Annotated in this window: 20 protein-coding genes; 6 read left to right on the top strand and 14 right to left on the bottom strand. The window is 66.6% G+C overall.

The window, feature by feature from the left end:
- Positions 1-156: 156 nt before the first annotated feature.
- The 4 genes from ppnN to grxD form a co-directional block, all read right to left on the bottom strand.
- Entirely contained in the window at positions 157-1,545 is a 1,389-nt protein-coding gene (ppnN, locus tag ABE434_RS08915; RefSeq protein WP_121042205.1) for a nucleotide 5'-monophosphate nucleosidase PpnN, read from the bottom strand.
- Between the two features lie 284 nt (positions 1,546-1,829).
- On the bottom strand, positions 1,830-5,015 hold the full coding sequence (locus ABE434_RS08910) for a TonB-dependent receptor (protein ID WP_346478578.1): 3,186 nt from the start codon (positions 5,013-5,015) through the stop codon (positions 1,830-1,832).
- A gap of 419 nt (positions 5,016-5,434) precedes the next feature.
- The gene (locus ABE434_RS08905) at positions 5,435-6,157 is read right to left on the bottom strand and encodes an SDR family NAD(P)-dependent oxidoreductase (protein ID WP_346478644.1); all 723 of its coding nucleotides are present in this window, start codon (positions 6,155-6,157) and stop codon (positions 5,435-5,437) included.
- 14 nt (positions 6,158-6,171) lie between these two features.
- The gene (gene grxD, locus ABE434_RS08900) at positions 6,172-6,492 is read right to left on the bottom strand and encodes a Grx4 family monothiol glutaredoxin (RefSeq protein ID WP_176989582.1); all 321 of its coding nucleotides are present in this window, start codon (positions 6,490-6,492) and stop codon (positions 6,172-6,174) included.
- Between the two features lie 129 nt (positions 6,493-6,621).
- On the opposite strand from grxD, the gene ABE434_RS08895 reads away from it, so the two are divergent.
- Entirely contained in the window at positions 6,622-7,203 is a 582-nt protein-coding gene (locus tag ABE434_RS08895) for a Fe-Mn family superoxide dismutase (protein ID WP_346478577.1), read from the top strand.
- 35 nt (positions 7,204-7,238) lie between these two features.
- Here ABE434_RS08895 and ABE434_RS08890 read toward each other — a convergent pair whose 3' ends face one another.
- Together ABE434_RS08890 and purE are read right to left on the bottom strand one after the other, a co-directional pair.
- Entirely contained in the window at positions 7,239-8,387 is a 1,149-nt protein-coding gene (locus ABE434_RS08890; RefSeq protein ID WP_346478576.1) for a 5-(carboxyamino)imidazole ribonucleotide synthase, read from the bottom strand.
- The gene (gene purE, locus ABE434_RS08885; RefSeq protein WP_019186188.1) at positions 8,384-8,887 is read right to left on the bottom strand and encodes a 5-(carboxyamino)imidazole ribonucleotide mutase; all 504 of its coding nucleotides are present in this window, start codon (positions 8,885-8,887) and stop codon (positions 8,384-8,386) included. Before purE ends, ABE434_RS08890 begins: the two co-directional genes overlap by 4 nt.
- 59 nt (positions 8,888-8,946) lie before the next feature.
- Between purE and ABE434_RS08880 the strand changes: the two genes are divergently transcribed.
- From ABE434_RS08880 to ABE434_RS08865, 4 genes are all read left to right on the top strand, one after another.
- Positions 8,947-9,216, top strand: a complete 270-nt coding sequence (locus tag ABE434_RS08880) for a Trm112 family protein (protein ID WP_346478575.1) — start codon at positions 8,947-8,949, stop codon at positions 9,214-9,216.
- Complete coding sequence (gene nadC, locus ABE434_RS08875) at positions 9,213-10,073, top strand: carboxylating nicotinate-nucleotide diphosphorylase (RefSeq protein ID WP_346478574.1); 861 nt, start codon at positions 9,213-9,215, stop codon at positions 10,071-10,073. Before ABE434_RS08880 ends, nadC begins: the two co-directional genes overlap by 4 nt.
- Before the next feature lie 67 nt (positions 10,074-10,140).
- Positions 10,141-11,229, top strand: coding sequence for a DUF2272 domain-containing protein (locus tag ABE434_RS08870; protein WP_346478573.1), 1,089 nt, complete (start codon positions 10,141-10,143; stop codon positions 11,227-11,229).
- A gap of 84 nt (positions 11,230-11,313) precedes the next feature.
- Positions 11,314-11,670 carry a DUF3301 domain-containing protein gene (locus ABE434_RS08865; RefSeq protein WP_019186192.1) on the top strand — a complete coding sequence of 119 codons (357 nt, stop codon included), beginning with the start codon at positions 11,314-11,316 and terminating at the stop codon, positions 11,668-11,670.
- Positions 11,671-11,704: 34 nt separating this feature from the next.
- Here the strand turns inward: ABE434_RS08865 and ABE434_RS08860 are convergent, their stop codons facing one another.
- The 6 genes from ABE434_RS08860 to ABE434_RS08835 form a co-directional block, all read right to left on the bottom strand.
- The gene (locus ABE434_RS08860; protein ID WP_179459302.1) at positions 11,705-12,148 is read right to left on the bottom strand and encodes a ClpXP protease specificity-enhancing factor; all 444 of its coding nucleotides are present in this window, start codon (positions 12,146-12,148) and stop codon (positions 11,705-11,707) included.
- 149 nt (positions 12,149-12,297) lie between these two features.
- Positions 12,298-12,933, bottom strand: a complete 636-nt coding sequence (locus tag ABE434_RS08855) for a glutathione S-transferase N-terminal domain-containing protein (RefSeq protein ID WP_088433019.1) — start codon at positions 12,931-12,933, stop codon at positions 12,298-12,300.
- Between the two features lie 160 nt (positions 12,934-13,093).
- Positions 13,094-13,795 carry a cytochrome c1 gene (locus tag ABE434_RS08850; protein ID WP_346478643.1) on the bottom strand — a complete coding sequence of 234 codons (702 nt, stop codon included), beginning with the start codon at positions 13,793-13,795 and terminating at the stop codon, positions 13,094-13,096.
- Positions 13,796-13,832: 37 nt separating this feature from the next.
- Positions 13,833-15,092, bottom strand: a complete 1,260-nt coding sequence (locus tag ABE434_RS08845) for a cytochrome bc complex cytochrome b subunit (RefSeq protein ID WP_319208240.1) — start codon at positions 15,090-15,092, stop codon at positions 13,833-13,835.
- Between the two features lie 2 nt (positions 15,093-15,094).
- Positions 15,095-15,715: a ubiquinol-cytochrome c reductase iron-sulfur subunit gene (gene petA / locus ABE434_RS08840; RefSeq protein ID WP_176989573.1), complete on the bottom strand. Its 621-nt coding sequence runs from the start codon at positions 15,713-15,715 to the stop codon at positions 15,095-15,097.
- A gap of 171 nt (positions 15,716-15,886) precedes the next feature.
- Complete coding sequence (locus ABE434_RS08835) at positions 15,887-16,840, bottom strand: lytic transglycosylase domain-containing protein (RefSeq protein ID WP_346478572.1); 954 nt, start codon at positions 16,838-16,840, stop codon at positions 15,887-15,889.
- A gap of 251 nt (positions 16,841-17,091) precedes the next feature.
- Here ABE434_RS08835 and miaB point away from each other — a divergent pair, with 251 nt between their 5' ends.
- A complete protein-coding gene (gene miaB, locus ABE434_RS08830) occupies positions 17,092-18,420 on the top strand; it encodes a tRNA (N6-isopentenyl adenosine(37)-C2)-methylthiotransferase MiaB (RefSeq protein ID WP_346478571.1) in 1,329 nt (442 codons plus the stop codon).
- Between the two features lie 28 nt (positions 18,421-18,448).
- Here the strand turns inward: miaB and ABE434_RS08825 are convergent, their stop codons facing one another.
- Positions 18,449-19,564: an ABC transporter permease gene (locus ABE434_RS08825; protein WP_346478570.1), complete on the bottom strand. Its 1,116-nt coding sequence runs from the start codon at positions 19,562-19,564 to the stop codon at positions 18,449-18,451.
- Positions 19,561-20,490, bottom strand: coding sequence for an ABC transporter ATP-binding protein (locus ABE434_RS08820; RefSeq protein ID WP_346478642.1), 930 nt, complete (start codon positions 20,488-20,490; stop codon positions 19,561-19,563). Before ABE434_RS08820 ends, ABE434_RS08825 begins: the two co-directional genes overlap by 4 nt.
- Positions 20,491-20,535 lie beyond the last annotated feature (45 nt).

The raw sequence follows: 20,535 nt of genomic DNA, 5'->3' as shown, positions 1-20,535 counted from the left end.
CTCCCCAGCGTTGATGACACAGAAGATGAACGCCCCGCCGCCGATCAGCAAGCGGCGGCAGGACGAACGGTCGCCCGGAGGCGACAGGCGTCAATCAGTTGACGCAGAACAAGGCCAGCGGCGGCCCCCCTGCCCGCCGCTGGCCGGGTCACGGCTTCAGGCCATGACCTTGTAGCAGGGCTGGTACTCGCCCGAGATCTTCATGCGGCGCTGCTCGACGAACGCGCGCAGCAGCTCGTCCAGGGCCTGCATCATGTCCGCATCGCCATGGATCTCGAACGGACCGAACTGCTCGATGCGACGCATCCCGTCTTCCTTCACGTTGCCGGCGACGATGCCGGAGAACGCACGACGCAGGTCGGCGGCCAGGGCATGCGGCGGGCGGCCGTGGTGCAGGTCCAGCGCGGCCATCGCCTCGTGGGTTGGCACGAACGGCTGCTGGTACTCCCACGGAATCTCGATCGACCAGTTGAAGAAGAACGAATCCTTCTGCGCCAGGCGGTGCTCGCGCACGCGCTTGATGCCCTGGGCCATCTTGCGGGCCACGTTGACCGGGTCGCCGATGATGATCTCGTAGCGGCTGGCGGCTTCTTCACCCAGGGTGAGGCGGATGAAGCGGTCGATCTGCTCGAAGTACGGTGCGGCCACGGTCGGGCCGGTCAGGATCAGCGGGAACGGCAGGTCCTTGTTCTCGTCGCGCAGCAGGATGCCCAGCAGGTACAGGATCTCCTCGGCGGTGCCGACGCCGCCGGCGAACACGATGATGCCGTGGCCGATGCGCACGAACGCTTCGAGGCGCTTCTCGATGTCCGGCATGATCACCAGGTGGTTCACGATCGGGTTCGGCGACTCGGCGGCGATGATGCCCGGCTCGGTCAGGCCGATGTACCGCGTGGTGGTCTTGCGCTGCTTGGCATGGGCGATGGTGGCGCCCTTCATCGGACCCTTCATCGCACCCGGACCGCAGCCGGTGCAGATGTCCAGCCCACGCAGGCCCAGCTCGTAGCCGACCTGCTTGGTGTACAGATACTCATCGCGGCCGATCGAGTGACCGCCCCAGCACACGACCAGGTTCGGATCGCCCGGGTTGAGGATGCGCGCGTTGCGCAGCAGCCCGAACACCGCGTTGGTGATGCCTTCGGAGGATTCCAGCTCGGCCGCGTAGGCCGGGCCCATCTCGATGGCCATGTAGGCCAGGTCGCGGACCACGGCGAACAGCAGCTCGGCGACGCCGCGGATGATCTCGCCATCCACGAACGCCATCGCCGGCGCGTTGACCAGGTCGATACGCACGCCGCGGTCCTGCTGTGCTACCTGGATGTCGAAGTCGGGATACAGATCGCGCGCCGCGCGCGGATCGTCGGAGGCGCTGCCGCTGGTCAGCACGGCCAGCGCGCAGCGGCGCAGCAGCTCGTGCATGCCGCCACCGGAGGCGTCCCGCAGGCGCGCTACTTCGGCGCGCGACAGCACATCCAGCCCACCGCGCGGGTAGATCCGCGCGTCCTGCACCGGCAACGTACGCGCCGGTTTTTCGTTGATCGTCATGTCCATCTTTTTCGCTTTCCTCAAGGTTACCGACTGTACCGCTGCCCCCTTAAAAAGCAAAACGGCCGGGAAACCCGACCGTTTGGATGTGTGGTGCCCCGGCGCCGCTTCGGGGCTGCCGCAGTTGCATGTTTTGCGCGCAACCGGTTGATCATAGGCCTATTGCCTGCCCTGAGCAAGCACCGCGTCATGGTTCCCGCGCTGGCGCGGACGGATCCCGGACAGCAGAACGGCCAGGTTGCCCTGGCCGTTCCGGGTGTAACGCGGGTCGTTACCTCAGCTCATCAGAACTGGTAACGGAAGCCCAGCTGCAGCGACCACTGCGAGACACCCACGTCGAAGCCGTCGGCGTCGAGGTTGGCCACGGTCGGCTGGTCCGCGCCGCGGAAGTTGTACACGTACTTGCCGTCCTTGATGCCCTGCAGGCTGGCCACACGCGCGTCGGCGTAGAAGCCGTAGTCGTAGATGTTGCCCCAGTCCTTGTTGATCATGTTGCCGATGTTCTGGATATCCAGCCAGATCTCCGACTTGTGACCCTTCATGAAGCCCGGCAGCTGCTGACTGATGCGCACGTCGAAGGTGTTGATCCAACCGGTACGGAACTGGTTGGCCGGGGCGTAGCTGCCCGCATACTTGGCCAGGTCCGGGTTGCTGGCCAGCCACGCGTAGAACGACTTCTCCATGTCCGCATCGGCCACGAAGTTGCTGCCGGTCAGGGTGCCGAACAGCACTTCGCCCGGGTTCGGCACGTAGAACAGGTCATTGGCGGAACGGCTGTCGCCGTTGGCGTCGTTGACGTAGACGTAGCTGTACGGACGGCCGCTGCGGCCTTCGTACACCAGGCCCACCTTGGTTTCGTAGTCACCGAAGAACTTGTGCTTCCAGTTCAGCGCGCCGGAGATGCGGTCGCGGATCTGGTAGCGCGAGGTGTTCTCGATGTTGTCGTTGGCGTTGAAGGCGTACTGGTAGCCCCAGCCCGAGCTGGCGGTGGAGCTGGTCAGCGAGCCGACTTCGGTGGCATCGGTATAGGTGTAACCGATGTTCCAGGACCAGTCGCTGTCCGGCGCCCACGGCTTGGCCAGCGACACGGTGAACTGCGAGGTGCGGCCCTTGTCGGTGTTGGCGATTTCGTACACGGCGTCGTACGCCCTGTTGCGTCCGGCGCGGGCATCATCATTGATCCAGGCGTTACCGTTGCGCGACTGGGCGTAGTACATCTGACGGCCGTCCGGACCCAGGAACTGCACCGGACCGAGGTTCAGATTCTTGTAGTACAGGGCATCCTTGACCTTGGTGACCAGCAGCTCGGCCGAGGCCACGACGCCGTACCACGGCAATTCGTGGTCGAAGCCCAGATTGGCCTTGTAAACCGACGGCATGTTGAAGTCACTGCCGACGAAGTTCACGTTCTGCCTGTTCGAGCCCGGCGTGGTCGGGACCGGCTGGCCGTCCTTGCTCGGGCTGAACGGCAGCGCCGGGTTGTAGACGTTGGAGGTGTAGACCGAGTTGTTGAAGCCGGTCGCCGAGTAGCTGTTGCTCAGCCACACCTGGGGAGCATCGCCCTGGAACAGGCCCACGCCGCCGCGCAGCTGGGTCGGACGGTCGCTGTCGAAGGTGTAGTTGAAGCCCACACGCGGCTGGATAAGGAACTTGTTGCTCAGCACTTCGCTGTTGTCGAGACCGAAGAACTGCGAGGCGACGGCATTGTATGCCGGAGCCGGAGACGTGTCGGCACGGTCGGCACGCAGGCCCAGGGTCAGGGTCAGGTTGTTGTTGACATACCAGGTGTCCTGCACGAACAGGGCCAGGTTGCTGAACTTGTAGTCAGCCGGAATCGAACCCGGGGTGCGCTCCGGGGTGTAGTTGTAGGTGCTCCAGCGGCCGGCAGCAAAGTTGTCCAGACCGGCGAAGGTATACGCGCCCCAGGAGTTGGCGCCGAAGTAGTTGTAGATTTCGTTGGTGTCATACGACCCACCGAACTTGACGTCATGGTCACCCAGCGTCCAGGTCCCGGCGGCGTAGTAGTTCCACGCCTTGGTCTGCAGGACGTTGTTCTGCGAATTGGCTTCGGTACCCAAGTACAGCGAGTCGCCGGTCGGCGCAGCCTGGGTGCCCTGGAAGAAGATGCGGATGCTCGGCGCGTCGGTTGACACGTTGCGGATCGCCGAGTACTCGCGGTACGAGGCCTTCAGTTCGGTGGAGAAGTTGTCGGACCAGTCACTGAACAGCTGGGCGACGTAGCTCTCGTTGGTCTTGTCGTGCTGGTACCAGTACGAGCTGAGCGAGGCCGTGCTGCTGCCCATGCCATTGATGCGCAACTTGCTCTGGTCGATCTTGCTGTAGCGGAGGTTGGCACGATGGTTGTCGCTGATGTTCCAGTCCAGCTTCAGCGCGTACTCCTCCATCGAGGTATCGCCGTTGCTTTCCAGACCACCGGCTTCGATGCCGTAGCCCTGCGCGATCTGCTGCGCGCGGGTCACGTCGGCCAAGGTGAACTGCGGGTTGGCCTTGCCCAGCGCGGTGCCGCTGAGGTCGGCACCCGGGGCGGCCTGCTCGAACTTCTCGTAGTTGGCGAAGAAGAACAGCTTGTCCTTGATGATCGGACCACCGACGGTCATGCCGTAGGTCTTTTCCTTGGTGAAGCCATTGAACGGCTGGCCTTCCGGGTTGTCGCCGAACCAGTCACCATCACGGTAGGTGCCATACACCGAGCCATGGATTTCGTTGGTACCGGACTTGGTCACCGCGTTGACGGTGGCACCGGCGGCGGCAGCGATGCTGACGTCGTAGTTGGACAGGTTGATGTCCAGCGCTTCGATGGCTTCCATCGCGACCGGCTGGCGGCGGGTCGGCATGTTGTTGCCTTCCAGGCCGAACGTATCGCTGGCGGACACGCCGTCGATGCTGATCGAGTTGAAGCGCGGGTTCTGGCCACCGGCCGAGATCGAACCCGAGGCGCGATCGATGAAGGTCACGCGCGGATCCAGACGCATCAGATCCTGGATGTTGCCGCCGATGGACGGCGCAATCTCGATCTGCTGCTGGCTGATGTTGGTGCCCGAGCCCATCTTGGTGGCGCTGAACACTTCCGAGCCGCCGGCAACGGCAACCACCTGCACGGCTTCCAGATTGGTCGCGGCCAGGTCGCCGGCCAGGGCGGCGTTGACGGTACCGGTCTGGTTCACGCCCAGGTACACGCCTTCTTCGGTCTTGGTGCCTTCACCGGACTTGGTGATGGTGATGGTGTACGGACCACCCACGCGCAGGCCGCGCGCGTTGTAACGACCCGCAGCATCGGTGGTCGCACGACTGACCGTGCCCGACTCGGTGTGCGTGATCGTGACTTCGGCACCGACGACAGGCGCGCCTGCAGCCGACGTAACCTGACCGCCGACACCGGCAGAGGTGCTCTGGGCGAAGGCGGGAGCGGCGGCAAGTGCGGCCACGAGACCAAGCGTCAGCTTGGACATCCGGAGACAACGGGAGTGGGTCATTGGGGAGTAGCCTCGATGCGAGATTGGCGATGGCGGAGAAAAAAACGCGCCCAAGCAGCCTTGCTGGCGGCTGACTGGACTTTTATCTGGGTTCCCTAGCCGCGAGCTGGTTTCAGCCGCAACGGTTAACACTAGATTAACACGATAGCCTCGGATTGTGACGGTTTGGCGACAAAACACACGCCTTCACAACGGAATCGTGACGCTATCTTCACATCTGTTTGTGACCGGCTGAATGCAGGGTGTTGAAAGCTTTCAGAAGGGTCGAGACGGTTTTTCGCGGGTTGGCTGGGGAGCCGGCCAGCGGCCGGCACTACCGGATTGGCTGGGAGCCGACCAGCGGCCGGCACTACCGCGTCGGCGGGTCGGTACCGGGCGCCCTGCGGGCGACGCCCTCAGGCGTCGAGAATCTGGCCGCGGTGCGCGGCGCCCGCGGCGGACAGCAACAGGACCGCCGCGGCGGCGCAGTCGGCCGGGTCCCGGGCGGTGCGGTCCTCGTCCAGCGAGAACGCGCGGGCCCGCAGGGCCGTGCGCATCGGGCCGGGCTGCAGGCCGCTGACCCGTACCGGGCTGCGGCCGAGTTCGTCATGCAGGGAGGCGATCAGTCCGCGCAAGCCATGCTGGGCCGCGCCGTAGCCGCCCCAGTAGGCCTGCCCTACCCGCGCCGGATCGTCCACGGTGAACACCAGGGCGGCATCGTCGCGCTGGCGCAGCAGCGGCAGGCAGGCCTGGGCCAGCCAGGCCGGTGCCGTCAGGTTCACGTGGACCGCGCGGGCGAAGGCGGCCGGATCGGCCAGTTCGAACGGGGTCAGCCCGGCGAAATCGGCCGCGCAGTAGAGCACCCCGTCCAGCTGGCCCAGCTCGGACTGCAGGCGCTCGGCCAGCGTGGCGTAGTCGTCGGGGGTCGCGCCTTCCAGATCCAGCGGATACAGCAGCGGCTCGGGGCCGACGGCTTCGACCGCGGCATAGACCCGGTCCAGTCGGCGCGGTTTGCGCCCCAGCAGCACCACGGTGGCCCCGGCCTGCGCGCAGGCCACGGCGGCGGCGCTGCCCAAGCCTCCCCCGGCCCCGGCAACAAGAATGACGCGATCGGCGAGCGATCCGGTCCCGACCACCATGGACGGGACCGCACTCACGGCTGGGAGGCCTCTTCGACGATGCGCTTGAGCTCGCCCGATTCGAACAGCTCCAGCACGATGTCGCAGCCACCGATCAGCTCGCCGTGGATGAACAGCTGCGGGAAGGTCGGCAGATTGGAGAAGCGCGGCAGGTTGGCGCGGATCTCAGGCTCTTCCAGCACGTTGACCGTGCGCAGCGCGATCGCGCCGGCGGCCATCAACGCCTGGAGGGCACGGCTGGAAAAGCCGCACATGGGATATTGAGGAGTGCCCTTCATGAACAACACGAGGGGGTAACGTTCGACTTCGGACTGGATCTGCTGCATCACCGCCACAACGACTCTCCCTCCAATGGGACAACCCGGCCTCACCGGTCGGATAGACTTCCCTGACCGCCATTGTATGCCCTACCTTCGCGTGGTGGGCACTCTCTCGGCGCTCTCCCCTCCCAATCTGTCGTGCCCATGCCCCTCGAACTGCCTCGCCTTCCCTACGACCGCGCCGCCCTGCAACCCCACCTGTCGGCGGAGACGCTGGACCTGCATCACGGGCGGCACTTCCGGGCCTATCTGGAGGCGGTCAACGCACGTATCGATGGCACGGAGCTGGCCGAGCTACCGCTGGAGGACATCGTCCGCCAGAGCCAGGGCAGCCTGTTCGATGCAGCGGCGCAGGCCTGGAATCACCAGTTCTACTTCCAGTGCCTGCACCCGCGCGCCGGTGGCGATCCGCAGGGCCGGCTCGGCGAACGGGTGACCCGATATTTCGGGGATGCCAAGCGGCTGCGCGAGGCCTTCGACCGCGCGGCGCTGGGCCTGTTCGGCTCGGGCTGGGTGTGGCTGGTGCAGCACCCCAACGGCGCACTGGCGATCCAGGTCACGCGCAACGCGGGCACGCCGTTGACCGGCGAGAGCACGCCGCTGCTGGCCTGCGATGTGTGGGAACACGCGTATTACACCGATTATCAGAATGAGCGCGCCCGCTATCTGGAGGCGTTCTGGAAACTGGTGAACTGGGATTTCGTCACCGCGCAATTGCGCGATTGAAGCGGTGCCGGCCAGCGGCCGGCACCACCGGGCCGTCAACCGCGCAGGCTCTCGATCACCGGCGCGACCTGCTCGCCGCGATCAAGCTGCCCACCGACGGTCTCCAATGCACGGGCCAGCGCAGCCGCATCATCGTCGCGCAGCGTGGCATGGCCTACCTTGCGTCCGTCCCGCGCCTGCTTCCCGTAATCGTGCCAATGGCCACTGGCCTGGCCGAGCACGGCCGCAGCATCGGGCATCTGCCCGATCCAGTTGAGCATGCAGGCGTGGCCGAGCATGCGCGTGTCGCCCAGCGGCAGGCCGAGCACGGCGCGCAGGTGGTTCTCGAACTGCGAGGTCTCGCTGCCTTCGATGGTCCAGTGGCCGGAGTTGTGCACCCGCGGCGCCATCTCGTTGGCCAGCAGCTCGTCGCCGCGGCAGAACAGCTCCAGCGCGAACACGCCCACATAGTCCAGGCGCTCGGCCAGGGTGCGTGCGTAGCCGATGGCAGCCTCGTGCTGGGCCGCCGACAGCCGTGCCGGGGCCAGGCTGGCCGAGAGCACACCATTGACGTGCCAGTTGCCGGTGATCGGCCAGGCGCGGAACTCGCCGTCCTGCCCGCGTACCGCCACCACGCTGACCTCGCGATCAAAGGCGACGAAGCCTTCCAGGATCAGGCCGGTCTTCTCGACCTGGTCGCCGAGGGTGTCCCAGGCCGCGTCGATGTCGGCGGCGCTGCGGATCCGGAACTGACCCTTGCCGTCGTAGCCCAGGCGGCGGGTCTTGATGATGCAGGGCATGCCGAATTCGGCGACCCTGGCCGCCAGTTCATCGCGGCTTCGGATGTCGGCGAAGGGCGGCAGCGGGATGCCCAGCGACTGGAACAGGGTTTTCTCGCTGAGCCGATCCTGGGCCACGGCCAGCGCATCCGGATTCGGATGCACCGGCACGCGCTCGGCCAGGAACATCGCGCTCTGCGCCGGCACGTTCTCGAAATCGAAGGTCACCACGTCCACGCGGGCGGCGAAGGCGGCCAGGGCGGCTTCATCCTCGAACGCGGCCACCTGCAGCGGCGCCACCTGGGCGCCACAGGCATCGGCAGCCGGGTCGAACAGCTCGAAGCGCAGCCCCATCGGCGCACCGGCCAGGACCATCATGCGGGCGAGCTGGCCGCCGCCCAGGATGCCAACGGTCTTGGAGGTCATTGACGCGGGTCGTCGTGGGCCATGACGTCTTCGGTCTGGCGGGCACGGAAGGCTTCCAGCGCCTCACCGATCGCCGGCTGGTCCGAGGCCAGCATGGCGGCCGCGAACAGCGCCGCGTTGGAGGCGCCGGCATTGCCGATGGCGAAGGTGGCGACCGGGATGCCGGCCGGCATCTGCACGATCGAGAGCAGCGAGTCCATGCCGTTCAGGGCCTTGGACTGCACCGGCACGCCCAGCACCGGCACGGCGGTCTTGGCGGCGATCATGCCCGGCAGGTGCGCGGCCCCGCCGGCACCGGCGATGATCGCGCGCAGGCCACGCTGGCCCGCCTGCTCGGCGTAGGTGAACAGCACGTCCGGCGTGCGGTGCGCCGAAACCACTTTCACTTCATAGGGAACGCCCAGCGAGTCCAGCTTCTGGGCGGCGTGCTGCATGGTTTCCCAATCCGAGCGGGAACCCATGACGATGCCGACGAGCGGCGCGGTTTGGTTGAGGGTCATTGGCCGTCACCTGCCTTAAAGACGTATTCTAGCCGTCTTCCACGCAAGACGAAGAATCCATGGATCGCAAGCTGCTCGACCTCCTGTGCTCGCCCGATACGCGCCAGCCCCTGTCCCTGCTCGACGCCACCGGCCTGGACGCGCTCAACCGCGCGATCGGCAGCGGTGCCGTGCTCAAGGCCGATGGCAGCCCGCAGGTCCAGACGCTGCGCGAGGCCCTGCTGACCCGCGACCGCAAGCAGGTGTTCCGCGTGGACGACGGCATCCCGGTGCTGCTGGCCGAAGAGGCCATCGCCACCGCCCAGATCGCCGATTTCCCGGAAAAATGAGCCACCTCCCCGTGCCGGCCCCCGAGGCCGCCCTGGTGGCCGCCGATGTCGCCCGTGCACTGGCCGAGGACATCGGCAGCGGTGATGTCACCGCCGCCCTGCTCCCGGACCGCCCCGACACCGCCTACCTGCTGTGCAAGCAGGACGCGGTGATCGCCGGCCGCCCCTGGTTCGATGCGACCCATCAGGCGCTCGACCCGCAGGTACGGATCGACTGGCGCGTGGCCGAGGGCGACCACGTCGCCGCCGGCACCGTGCTGGCCCTCCTGCACGGCCGCAACCGCAGCCTGGTGAGCGCCGAGCGGACCTCGCTGAATTTCCTGCAGACGCTGTCCGGCACGGCGACCACCACCGCGCAGTACGTCGCGGCCGTGGCCGGTACCGGCGCGCGGATCCTGGACACCCGCAAGACCCTGCCCGGCCTGCGCGTGGCGCAGAAGTACGCGGTGCGCTGCGGCGGCGGTGACAACCATCGCCTGGGCCTGTTCGACACGGTGATGCTCAAGGAAAACCACATCCGTGCCGCCGGCTCGCTGACCGCCGCGGTGCTGGCCGCGCGCGCGCACTGGCCGGCATTGCCGCTGGTGGTCGAGGTCGAGGACCTGGACCAGCTGCGCGAGGCGCTGGAGGTCGGCTGCACCCGCATCCTTATCGACGATTTCGACGCCGCCACGCGGCGCGAGGCCGTGCGCATCGCGGCCGGGCGGATTCCATTGGAAGTCTCCGGCAGTGTCGGCCTGGACGGGCTGCGCGCGATCGCCGAAGACGGCGTGGACTGCATCTCGATCGGCGGGTTGACCAAGCATGTGCAGGCGATCGACCTGTCGTTGAAACTGGGCGATCCCCCGCGCGGATAATGCCGCTTTCACGGTATGGGCAGATGCGGTCTGCGAGGCTGCGTCTGCCCCCACCTGGATTGCACGCATGCGCTGCCTGCCGCTTCTCGCCTGCCTGTCTCCCCTGCTCGCGCTGCTGCCCCTGCGGGCCGCCGCCGCCGAGGTCTGCGATGTGCCGCCGCGCTTCGGGCTCAGCCCGTTGGCGATCAACATCGTCAAGACCGCCTGCAACGAACACCGCCTCTGGTACCGGCCTTTCATCGATCGCGATGGCCGCGCGGCCAGTCTGAGCGTGACCGAAGCCGAGGACGTACACCTGGCCGACAACGGCCTGGTTGCCTGGCAACGGGTGGTCGGCTACTGGCGGCAGAGCGGCACGCTGTCACCGATGGGCAGCCAGCCCGGCGCATCGAGCTGCATGGCCCCCCCGGGCACGCGCTACACCGACACCGACTGCCGTGCGTTCCTGGTGGACAACCCGTGGTCGGCCGCCTTCATTTCCTGGGTGATGACCCGCGCCTCGGTCCCCGGCTTCACCCGGTCGCCGCGGCACATCGACTACATCCGCGCGGCGTACCAGAACAGCGGACCGTACCGGATGACCGACCCGGCGCAGGAGAAACCGGCGCCGGGCGACCTGCTGTGCTACCTCCGCGACCGGCGCGAGGCCCTGAGCTACAGCGGCTTGGTGCAGTCACTGGGCAGCGGCGCGGTGACGCACTGGAAATCGCATTGCGAAGTGGTGATCGCGGCCAACATGGGCGGCGACCGCACGCTGTATCTGATCGGCGGCAATGTGATGAACACCGTCGCGTTGCGCAAGCTGTCGCTGGACCGCAGCGGCCGGGTCGAGCTGCCGCCCGCGAAGGCCAGTGCAGGCGACGGTGTGGATCTGGGCTGTACGCCGGGCCGCGAAGAGGAATGCAGCTTCAACCGCCAGGACTGGGCCGCACTGCTGAAGCTGGTCGCGACCGCCCCGGCGACGATGCCGATGGACGCGCCCGTTCCGGGCGACGTGCCAGCGCCGGGCACGATGACAGCGCCGATGACGACGCCCCGGGATCCACGAGCGCCAACGACGACCCCCACCGTCGTGCCGCCCCGCCCTCTGGTACCGCAGTCAACCCCGATCCCGGCGCCACAGCCCGTACCGGTCCCGCCACCCCGCACGCCCTGATCGTCGACGCCCGCATGGCTTGATCCGCGCCGCATTCGTCGCCATCTTGGAGGGACCGTCCTCCTTGACCGCGCCGAGTCACCGATGCCCAGTTTGATCCTGTTGATGATTGCCGGCGCGTTCGCGTACGCCTTCTGGAATTCCTCGCGTGCCGCCGCCGAACGTGCCGGCGTGCTCGGGCGCAATGCCTGCCGCGCTGCCGACGTGCAGTGGCTGGACCAGAGCGTGCACGCCACCGGCCTGCGCGTGTGCCGCAAGGACAACGGCTGGCTGGGCTGGGAGCGCACCTTCAAGTTCGAGTATTCGCACGATGGCGTGGACCGTCACAGCGGCCGCATGGTGCTGCGCGGCGATCAGCTGATCACGTTCGTGGGGCCGTCTGCGGCGCGGATCAGTGAGATCCGGCGCGATATCGATACCCGGGATGCTGAAGACGTTTAATGAAATGGCCGCCTTGCGGCGGCCATGGTGTGTCTTATTTGACGACCCGCAGATGCGGGCGACCGCTGGGCTTGGGCGGTGCATCGTCCGGCGGGGTCGGTGAATCGTCCGGCGGCAGCTCGTCGTCCGGGCCCGGCTCGTGGCCCGGGATGTCGTCCGGCAGCGCCATGCCCTGCCCCGTCTCGCGGGCATACACGGCCAGCACGGCCGAGATCGGCACGTGCACCGGGTAGCTGGTGCCGGAGAAGCGGGCCGAGAAGCTCACGCTGTCATTGTCGATATGCAGGCGCACCACGGCGCGCTCGGCGATGTTCAGGACGACGCGGCCGTCCTTGACCGCGCTCTGCGGCACCTGCACGCCGGGCATGCCGGCGTCGACCAGGATATGCGGCGTCAGGTCGTTGTCATTGATCCATTCCACCAGGGCCCGCAACAGGTACGGACGGTGGCTGGTCATGCGAAAAGTGTCTTCAGTCATGTGGTAGAGCCGAGCCGTGCTCGGCTGCTCTTGATCCGGATTGCCTGATGCAAGTGTACGCGCCCGCCTACCCGCAGGTCAGCCATCACGCGTACCGGCACCGCGATTTCGTTCAGTACGCCGGGGGTGCACGCGGCACCCGGGCGCGATCAGACCGGCAGGTCGCGCAGCTTCTTTTCCTGCTCGGTGAGGCTGCGGATGAAGCCCGGGTGGCGGAAAATCCGGTTGCCGTAGTCTTCGATGGACTTGCCATCCTTCGGCAGCGGCACGTCCAGTGCCTGCAGCCGCCAGATGATCGGCGCCATCGCGCAGTCGGCCAGGCTCATTTCCGGATTGAGGAAGAACTTGCTGGCCTTGAACAGCGGGACCGCGCTGGTCAGCAGTTCCTTGAGCCGCTTGCGGCCGGCCTCGGCCTGGGTCTTGTTGCCCAGCTGGATGGCCTGCACCTGCGGCACCCAGTCGTGTTCGATGCGCAGCATCGCCAGCCGGATGCGGGCCCGCGAGAGCGGATCGACCGGCATCAACGGCGGGTGCGGATAGCGCTCGTCCAGGTACTCGCTGACCACCGAGGCCGCGTACAGCACCAGCTCGCGTTCCACCAGGGTGGGCACGGAATGGTACGGATTGAGATCGATGAGATCCTCGGGCGGGTTCTGCGGGTCGACCGGCACGGAGTCATAAGTGACGCCCTTGGCCGCCAGTACCAGCCGCACGCGATGGCACAGGACATCGTCGTTCGAGGAAAACAGCGTCAGGGTGTTCCGCATGCGTACGCTCGCCGCCATCAAAGGCTCTCCAACGTCCGGTAACCGCCGGTCGTATCGGCGCCGCCAGCCCATTGCCGACGGTCGTCACAGTACCCGAGTGTGCAACCGCACATCACAAAAGCCAATAGGTCGATCGTCCCACGGCAGGAACGATCGACACAGGACGGCGTCCGGCGGCTCAGTGGACGTCCTTCCAGTATTCCTTCTTGAGCAGGTACGCCAGGAAGGTCAGCAGCGCCAGGAACAGGATCACCCAGACGCCCAGCTTCTGGCGCTTCAGGGCGGCCGGCTCGCCGGCGTACTCCAGGAAGTTGGTGATGTCGCGCACCGCCTGGTCGTACTGCCCGGGATCCATGTTGCCCGGCTGCTCGATCTTCAGGCCGACCACCGGTGCATCCAGCCCTGGGCCTTCGGCCTTGCCATGCACGGCGTGCTGCAGCCCCTGCATTTCCCACAGCGGGTTGGGCATGGAGGCATTCGGGAACACGGTGTTGTTCCAGCCCAGTGGCCGCGTGGGATCGAGGTAGAACGACTTGAGGTACGTGTAGACCCAGTCGCTGCCACGCACGCGCGAGATCAGGCTCAGGTCCGGCGGCATCTTGCCGAACCACTTTTCGGCCTGCGCCTTGGGCATCGTCACCGGAATCGGTTCGCCGATCGGGGTACCGGTGAAGTTGAGGTTGTTCATGACCTCCTCTTCGCTCAACCCGAGATCGGCGGCCATGCGCGAGTAGCGCAGGTATTTCAGCGCGTGGCAGCCGGAGCAGTAGTTCATGTAGAGCTGCGCGCCGCGCTGCAGCGAGGCACGATCGCTCAGGTCATTGCCTGCCTGCAGGGTCTTGGCACCCTCGGCGGCATCGGCTGCCGCGATACCCAGCATCAGGGCCGCCGCGCAGGCCAGCCGGACAATCCAGTGGTCAGTCATGCGTGGTCACCCGGTCCGGTACCGGCTTGGTCCTGTCCAGCTTGGTCCATAGCGGCATGGTGATGAAGAAGGCGAAATACAGGAAGGTCAGCACGCGGCCGATGTAGGTCTCGTGCGCGTCCGTACCCGGGCCCGAGCCGATCACGCCCAGCCACACGAAGCACACCGCGAACATGCCCAGCAGGCCGCGCGAGAGCAGGCCGCGGTAGCGGTAGGACTTCACCCGCGCCCGATCCAGCCACGGCACCAGGAACAGGATGGCGATCGCGGAGAACATCACGATCACGCCGCCGAGCTTGTTGGGCACCACGCGCAACATCGCGTAATACGGGGTGTAGTACCAGACCGGCTTGATGTGCTCGGGCGTCACCAGGCGGTTGGCCTCGGTGAAGTTGTCGTGCTCGAGGAACAGCCCGCCGAAGGCCGGGGCGAAGAAGATGATGAAGGCGGCGATGATCAGCAGGAAGCCGGCGCCGACCGCATCCTTGAGCGTGTAGTACGGATGGAAGGGAATGCCGTCGGTGGGCGCGATGGCCGACCAGCGGTTGCCCTTCGGACCCTTCTTGATCTCCACGCCGTCCGGGTTGTTGGAGCCCACCTCATGCAGGGCGCCCAGGTGCAGCACCACCAGCAGCAACAGCACCAGCGGCAGCGCGATCACGTGCAGGGCGAAGAAGCGGTTGAGGGTGGCGTCGCTGGGCAGATAGTCGCCCATGATCCACTCGGTCAGGCCGGTGCCGATCACCGGGATCGCGCCGAACAGCGAGATGATCACCTTCGCGCCCCAGAACGACATCTGGCCCCACGGCAGCACGTAGCCCATGAAGGCTTCGGCCATCAGCACCAGGTAGATCAGCATGCCGAGGATCCAGACCAGTTCGCGCGGCTTCTGGTAACTGCCGTAGAGCAGGCCGCGGAACATGTGCAGGTAGACCACGATGAAGAACAGCGAAGCACCGGTGGAGTGCATGTAGCGGATCAGCCAGCCCCACTCCACGTCCCGCATGATGTATTCGATGGAGGCGAACGCTTCGGCGGCGTTCGTCTTGTAGTGCATCGTCAGGAAGATGCCGGTGACGATCTGGTTGACCAGGATCAGGAGCGCCAGCGAGCCGAAGTAGTACCAGATGTTGAAGTTCTTCGGCGCGTAGTACTCGCTGACGTGCTTGCGATAGACCGGCATGAGGCCCGGTGCGCGCGCGTTGACCCAGTCGGCGACGCCGGTGGCGGTGCGGGAAAGGATGTTGGCCATGATCAAGCCGCCCCCTGCGGATCAACGCCGATGATGATGGTGTTGTCGTCCTGGTAATGGTGCGGCGGCACCAGCAGGTTGATCGGTGCCGGAACATCCTTGAACACACGACCGGACATGTCGAAGCGCGACTTGTGGCAGGGGCAGAAGTAGCCGCCCTTCCATTGGGGATCGTAGGGCTCGGGACGGATCTCGGCGACCATTTCCGGCGAGCAGCCCAGATGGGTGCACAGCCCGACCAGCACCGAGACCTCGGCCTTGATCGAGCGGAATTCGGGATTCTGCTTGAGCACGTACTCGGGCTGCTGTTCTTTCTCGCCCGAGCCGGGATCCTTCAGGCGGCCGTCCAGTCCGTGCAGCGCCTCGAGGATGGCCTTGGAACGCTTGACGATCCAGATCGGCTGTCCACGCCACTCCATGACCAGTCGCTGGCCTTCCTGGAGCGCGCTGATGTCGGCAATCACCGGTGCACCGGCCAGTTTGGCGCGGGCACTGGGATTCCAGGACTTGATGAACGGTACCGCTGCAAATCCGACGCCGACCGCTCCGACCACCGCAGTGGTGGCGGAAAGAAACCGTCGACGTCCAGTGTTGACTGGATCGTTTACCCCATCGTTGGCCATCCGGCACTCCGATATTGATTTAGGTAGCTTGAGGCTGCCAGCAGACCGGTGGGGGCCAGTCCACATTGAATCAGCCGCGAGTGTAGCTGAACCGAAGTCGGCCACACAACGCGGTACTACGGAACGACATTACCCCGACAGTACGGCATCAGGTACCACCGGCGCCATGGGTTATTGATGGCTGGCCACCGCGCCGCGATAGCGGTCGGCCAACAGGGCCACCCGCTTCACGTAATACTGGGTCTCGCTGTAGGGCGGCACGCCGCCGTGGCGGTCGACCGCGCCCTCGCCCGCGTTGTAGCCCGCCGCGGCCAGGGTGAGATCGCCATTGAAGCGCTTGAGCAACCAGGACAGATACTGCACGCCGCCGCGGATGTTCTGCGAGGCATTGAAGGAATCGCTGACGCCGAAGCGGCGCGCGGTGGGCGGCATCAGCTGCATCAGCCCCTGCGCGCCGGCACGACTGAGCGCGGTCGGGTTGTAGGCCGACTCGGCGTGGATGATCGCGCGGACCACCGCTTCCTCGACCCCGAACTCGCGCGCGGCGGCGGCGATTTCATTCTGGTAGGCCGTGGTGTTGAGCCGCACCGAGCCGAAGTTGACCGCCGGGTTGGCCCCGCAGGCGTAGCAGCGCTCGATGAAACTGTAGTGAATGGTGCGGACCTGGCCCAGGCTGGCGACGCCGGCCGGGCGTGCGCTGGTGTAGTGGCGCACGCCGTCTTTCATGTAGGAGTACAGCTGGCCGCTGCGCACCTTTCCCACCTTGCCGGTGGCCGCTGACGGGGCCGACGGCGCGGTCAGCACCGCGGCCGGGGCCGGGGCGGGCGTGATCGCAGTGGCGGAGGTGACGCTGTCGGCCCGGACGGGGGCTGGGGCTGGCGCCGGCGTCACGCTGGCGATCGGGGCCGCCGGGCCCGGCGCGGGCGGCGGCGGCAGGGCCCGGCGAGGCGCGCTGCGGTCCGGCCGGTAGCTGCTGATCACACTGCAGCTGGCCCCGGTCACGCGCTTGCTCACGTAGCTCGGGATACCGTCGCTGCCGACACACTTGTACAGCGTGCCCGCACTGGCCGGCATAGCGGTCAGCGCAGCCAAGGCCAGCGCAGCGATCCCCAACATCCCCTTCATGAGCGGGAGTGTCCCCAATTCGCCGGGGATTGCCAAGGGGGGAGCCCGACCCGGCTACAATGGCCTGCTCACCGCAGCCATCCGGCTGCCTGCCCGCCCACCCGACTGGAATAAGCGCCATGACCGGGACGCCAGCTTCGACCGCGCCGACTTCGGCCGGTTCTACCCTGCCTGCCTCTGCTCCTGCCAGCACCGCCCCCCGCCCCGACCTGCTCCCCCTGCCCGGCGCCAGGCCACAGGTGACCGGACCGGTGCGCGGCAAGCTGTACATCAAGACCCACGGTTGCCAGATGAACGAGTACGACTCGACCAAGATGGCCGACGTGCTCGCCGCCTCGGAAGGACTCGAGCTCACCGACGACCCGGCCGAGGCCGATGTGTTGCTGATGAACACCTGCTCGATCCGCGAGAAGGCCCAGGAGAAGGTGTTCAGCCAGCTGGGTTACTGGAAGGCACTGAAGAACAACGGCCGCGGCGTGATCATCGGCGTCGGCGGCTGCGTGGCCTCGCAGGAAGGCGAAGCGATCATCAAGCGCGCGCCGCACGTGGACCTGGTGTTCGGCCCGCAGACCCTGCACCGCCTGCCGGAGCTGATCCGCCAGCGCCGCGAATCGGGCAAGTCGCAGGTGGACATCAGCTTCCCGGAAATCGAGAAGTTCGACGCCCTGCCCGAACCGCGCGCCGAGGGTGCCTCCGCGTTCGTCTCGATCATGGAAGGCTGCTCGAAGTACTGCTCGTTCTGCGTGGTGCCCTACACCCGCGGCACCGAGGTCAGCCGCCCGTTCGAGGATGTGGTGGTGGAAGTCGCGCAGCTGGCCGCCCAGGGCGTGCTGGAAATCAACCTGCTGGGGCAGAACGTCAATGCCTACCGCGGCCCGTATGGCGACGGCGAGTTCGCCGACCTGGGGCTGCTGATCCGCACCATCGCCGAGATCGACGGCGTGGGCCGGATCCGCTTCACCACCTCGCATCCGCTGGAGTTCAGCGACTCGCTGATCGACGCGTACCGCGATGTGCCGCAGCTGGCCAACTTCCTGCACCTGCCGGTGCAGGCCGGCAGCGACCGCGTGCTGTCGGCGATGAAGCGCGGCTACACCGCGCTGGAGTTCAAATCCAAGATCCGCAAGCTGCGCGCGGTGCGCCCGGACATCTCGATCAGCTCGGATTTCATCGTCGGCTTCCCCGGCGAGACCGACGCCGAGTTCGAGAAGACCATGAAGCTGATCGAGGACGTGGGCTTCGACCAGAGTTTCTCCTTCATCTATTCGCGGCGGCCGGGTACCCCCGCCGCCGATCTGGAAGACACCACCCCCGATGCGGAGAAGCACGCGCGCCTGTCTCGCCTGCAGGCCCGGATCAACGAGCAGGCCGCGGCCATCTCCGAGAAGATGGTCGGCACCGTGCAGACCGTGCTGGTGGAAGGTCCGTCCAAGCGCAACCCGAACGAGTTGACCGGCAAGAGCGAGAACATGCGCTCGGTGAATTTCCCGGGGCACCCACGCCTGATTGGCCAGTTCGTCGATGTGGTGATCACCGAGGCGTACAGCAACTCGCTGCGCGCGCGGATGGTGACGGCCTGAAGGCGAGCCGGCCGCTGGCCGGCATCCGCTAATCCAGCCGCTTGCGGAACCGCACGATCGCCAAGGTCATCATCACCGCGATGAAGGCCAGCAGTGCCAGGACCTCCGGCCACAGTTCCCAGATCCGCGCGCCACGCAGCATGATGCCGCGGATCAGGCGCAGGAAGTGGGTCAGCGGGAGCACTTCGGCCAGCCATTGCACCGGCCGCGGCATGCCGGCGAACGGAAACATGAAGCCGGACAGCAGGATCGACGGCAGGAAGACGAACATCGTCATCTGCATCGCCTGGAACTGCGACTGCGCCTTGGTCGAGATCAACAGGCCCAAGGCGAGATTGGCTGTGATCAGCAGCATCGCGGCCGCATAGACATCCAGCACGCTGCCACGCACCGGCACGTCGAACAACCACAGCCCCAGCAGCAGCACCAGGCTGGTCTGCAGGAGGCCGATCGCCGCATAGGGCAATACCTTGCCGACCATCAACTCGCTGCTGCTCAGCGGCGTGGCGATCAGCAGTTCCATGTTGCCGCGCTCGCGCTCGCGGACGATCGCCACCGCCGTGAACATCACCATGGTCATGGTCAGGATGATGCCGATCAGCCCGGGCACGATGTTGATCGCCGAGCGTCGCTGCGGGTTGTAGAACGCCACCACGCTGATCTGTCCAGCGGCAGCCACCGCCCCGGTGCGCAGGGGTCGATCGTTGCGGACTGGCGCACTGTCCAGCGGCACCTGCGCCAGTTGCACCGCTGCGCTCTGCACCACGGTGTCGCTGCCATCGACCAGCACCTGCACCGCCTCGCGTCCTTCGAAGCGGCGTCGTTCAAAGTCGGCCGGGATCACCACGCCGATGCTGATCTCCCCGCGCCGCAGGGCCGCCATCACCTGTTCCGGCGTATCCACGCGCTGGGTGGGCGTGATCACGCCGGTGGCGACCATGTCCATCACCAGCGCGCGCGAGGCCGAGGTATTGGCCTGGTCGGCGATGCCGGTATCGAGGTGGCGAAGGTTGAGGTTGATCGCATAGCCAAACAGCACCAACTGCATCACCGGAATGCCCACGATCATCGCCAGGGTGATGCGGTCGCGACGCATCTGCCGCAGTTCCTTGAGCACGATCGCCCACAGCCGGCGCGGGTTCATGCTGCGGGCCCGGCGGCCGGCACACGCCCACGCGTGGCCGAGACGAACACGTCCTCCAGATTGGCCGCCGCGGCAACGACCTCGGCCTGCTGCCCGGCAGCACGCAGCACCTGCTGCAGTCGCTCGGGCCCGTCGCCGTCGTTACCAAGCAGAACCCGCAGCGTGTTGCCGATCTGGGCCACGCTGAGCACGCCCGGCGCCGCGGCAAGCAGGCGTTGGGCCTGGCGCGGCTGCGCGGCATGCACCTCCAGCGTGCGTCCCTGCAATGCGGCGGTCAGCTCGGCCGGACTGCCATCGGCGACCAACATGCCCTGGTCCAGGATCGCCAGTCGATGGCAGCGCTCGGCCTCGTCCATGTAGTGGGTCGAGACCAGCAGCGTAGTGCCCGCATCGGCCAGGTCGAACAGCTTCTCCCAGAAATCGCGGCGGGATTCCGGATCGACCGCGCTGGTCGGCTCGTCCAGGAACAGCAGCTCGGGCTTCTGGATGACCGCACCGGCGAGGGCAAGACGCTGCTTCTGCCCGCCGCTGAGGGTGCCGGCCAATTGCTTCTGGCGTTCCTGGAAGTGATAGCCCTCGACCAGCTCATCGATCCGCTGCCGGGCCGCGGCGCGCGGGATGTCCTGCACGGCCGCGAGAAACTCCAGGTTCTCGCGCACGGTCAGATCGTCGAACAGGGAGAACCGCTGGGTCATGTAGCCGATCCGTTTCCGCAGCGCTTCGGCCTGCTCGGGGATGCGCAGCCCGAGCACATCGATGTCCCCTTCGCTGGGAGTCAGCAGCCCGCACAGCATGCGGATGGTGGTCGACTTGCCTGATCCGTTGGGCCCCAGGAAGCCGTAGACGTTCGCGCGCGGCACGCTCAGGTCGACGTGGTTGACGGCGACCAGGTCCCCGAAGCGCTTGGTCAGCCCGCGTGCGCGGATCGCCGGCTCACCGCCCTGACCTGCGGCCGGTGCAGGCGGGACCGC

Origin of the sequence: Stenotrophomonas sp. TWI1183, from assembly GCF_039673115.1 — a bacterium.
Lineage (GTDB): Bacteria > Pseudomonadota > Gammaproteobacteria > Xanthomonadales > Xanthomonadaceae > Stenotrophomonas > Stenotrophomonas maltophilia_AA.
Note: the sequence above shows the minus strand (reverse complement) of the source record. Positions and strands in the feature narration are given on the sequence as shown.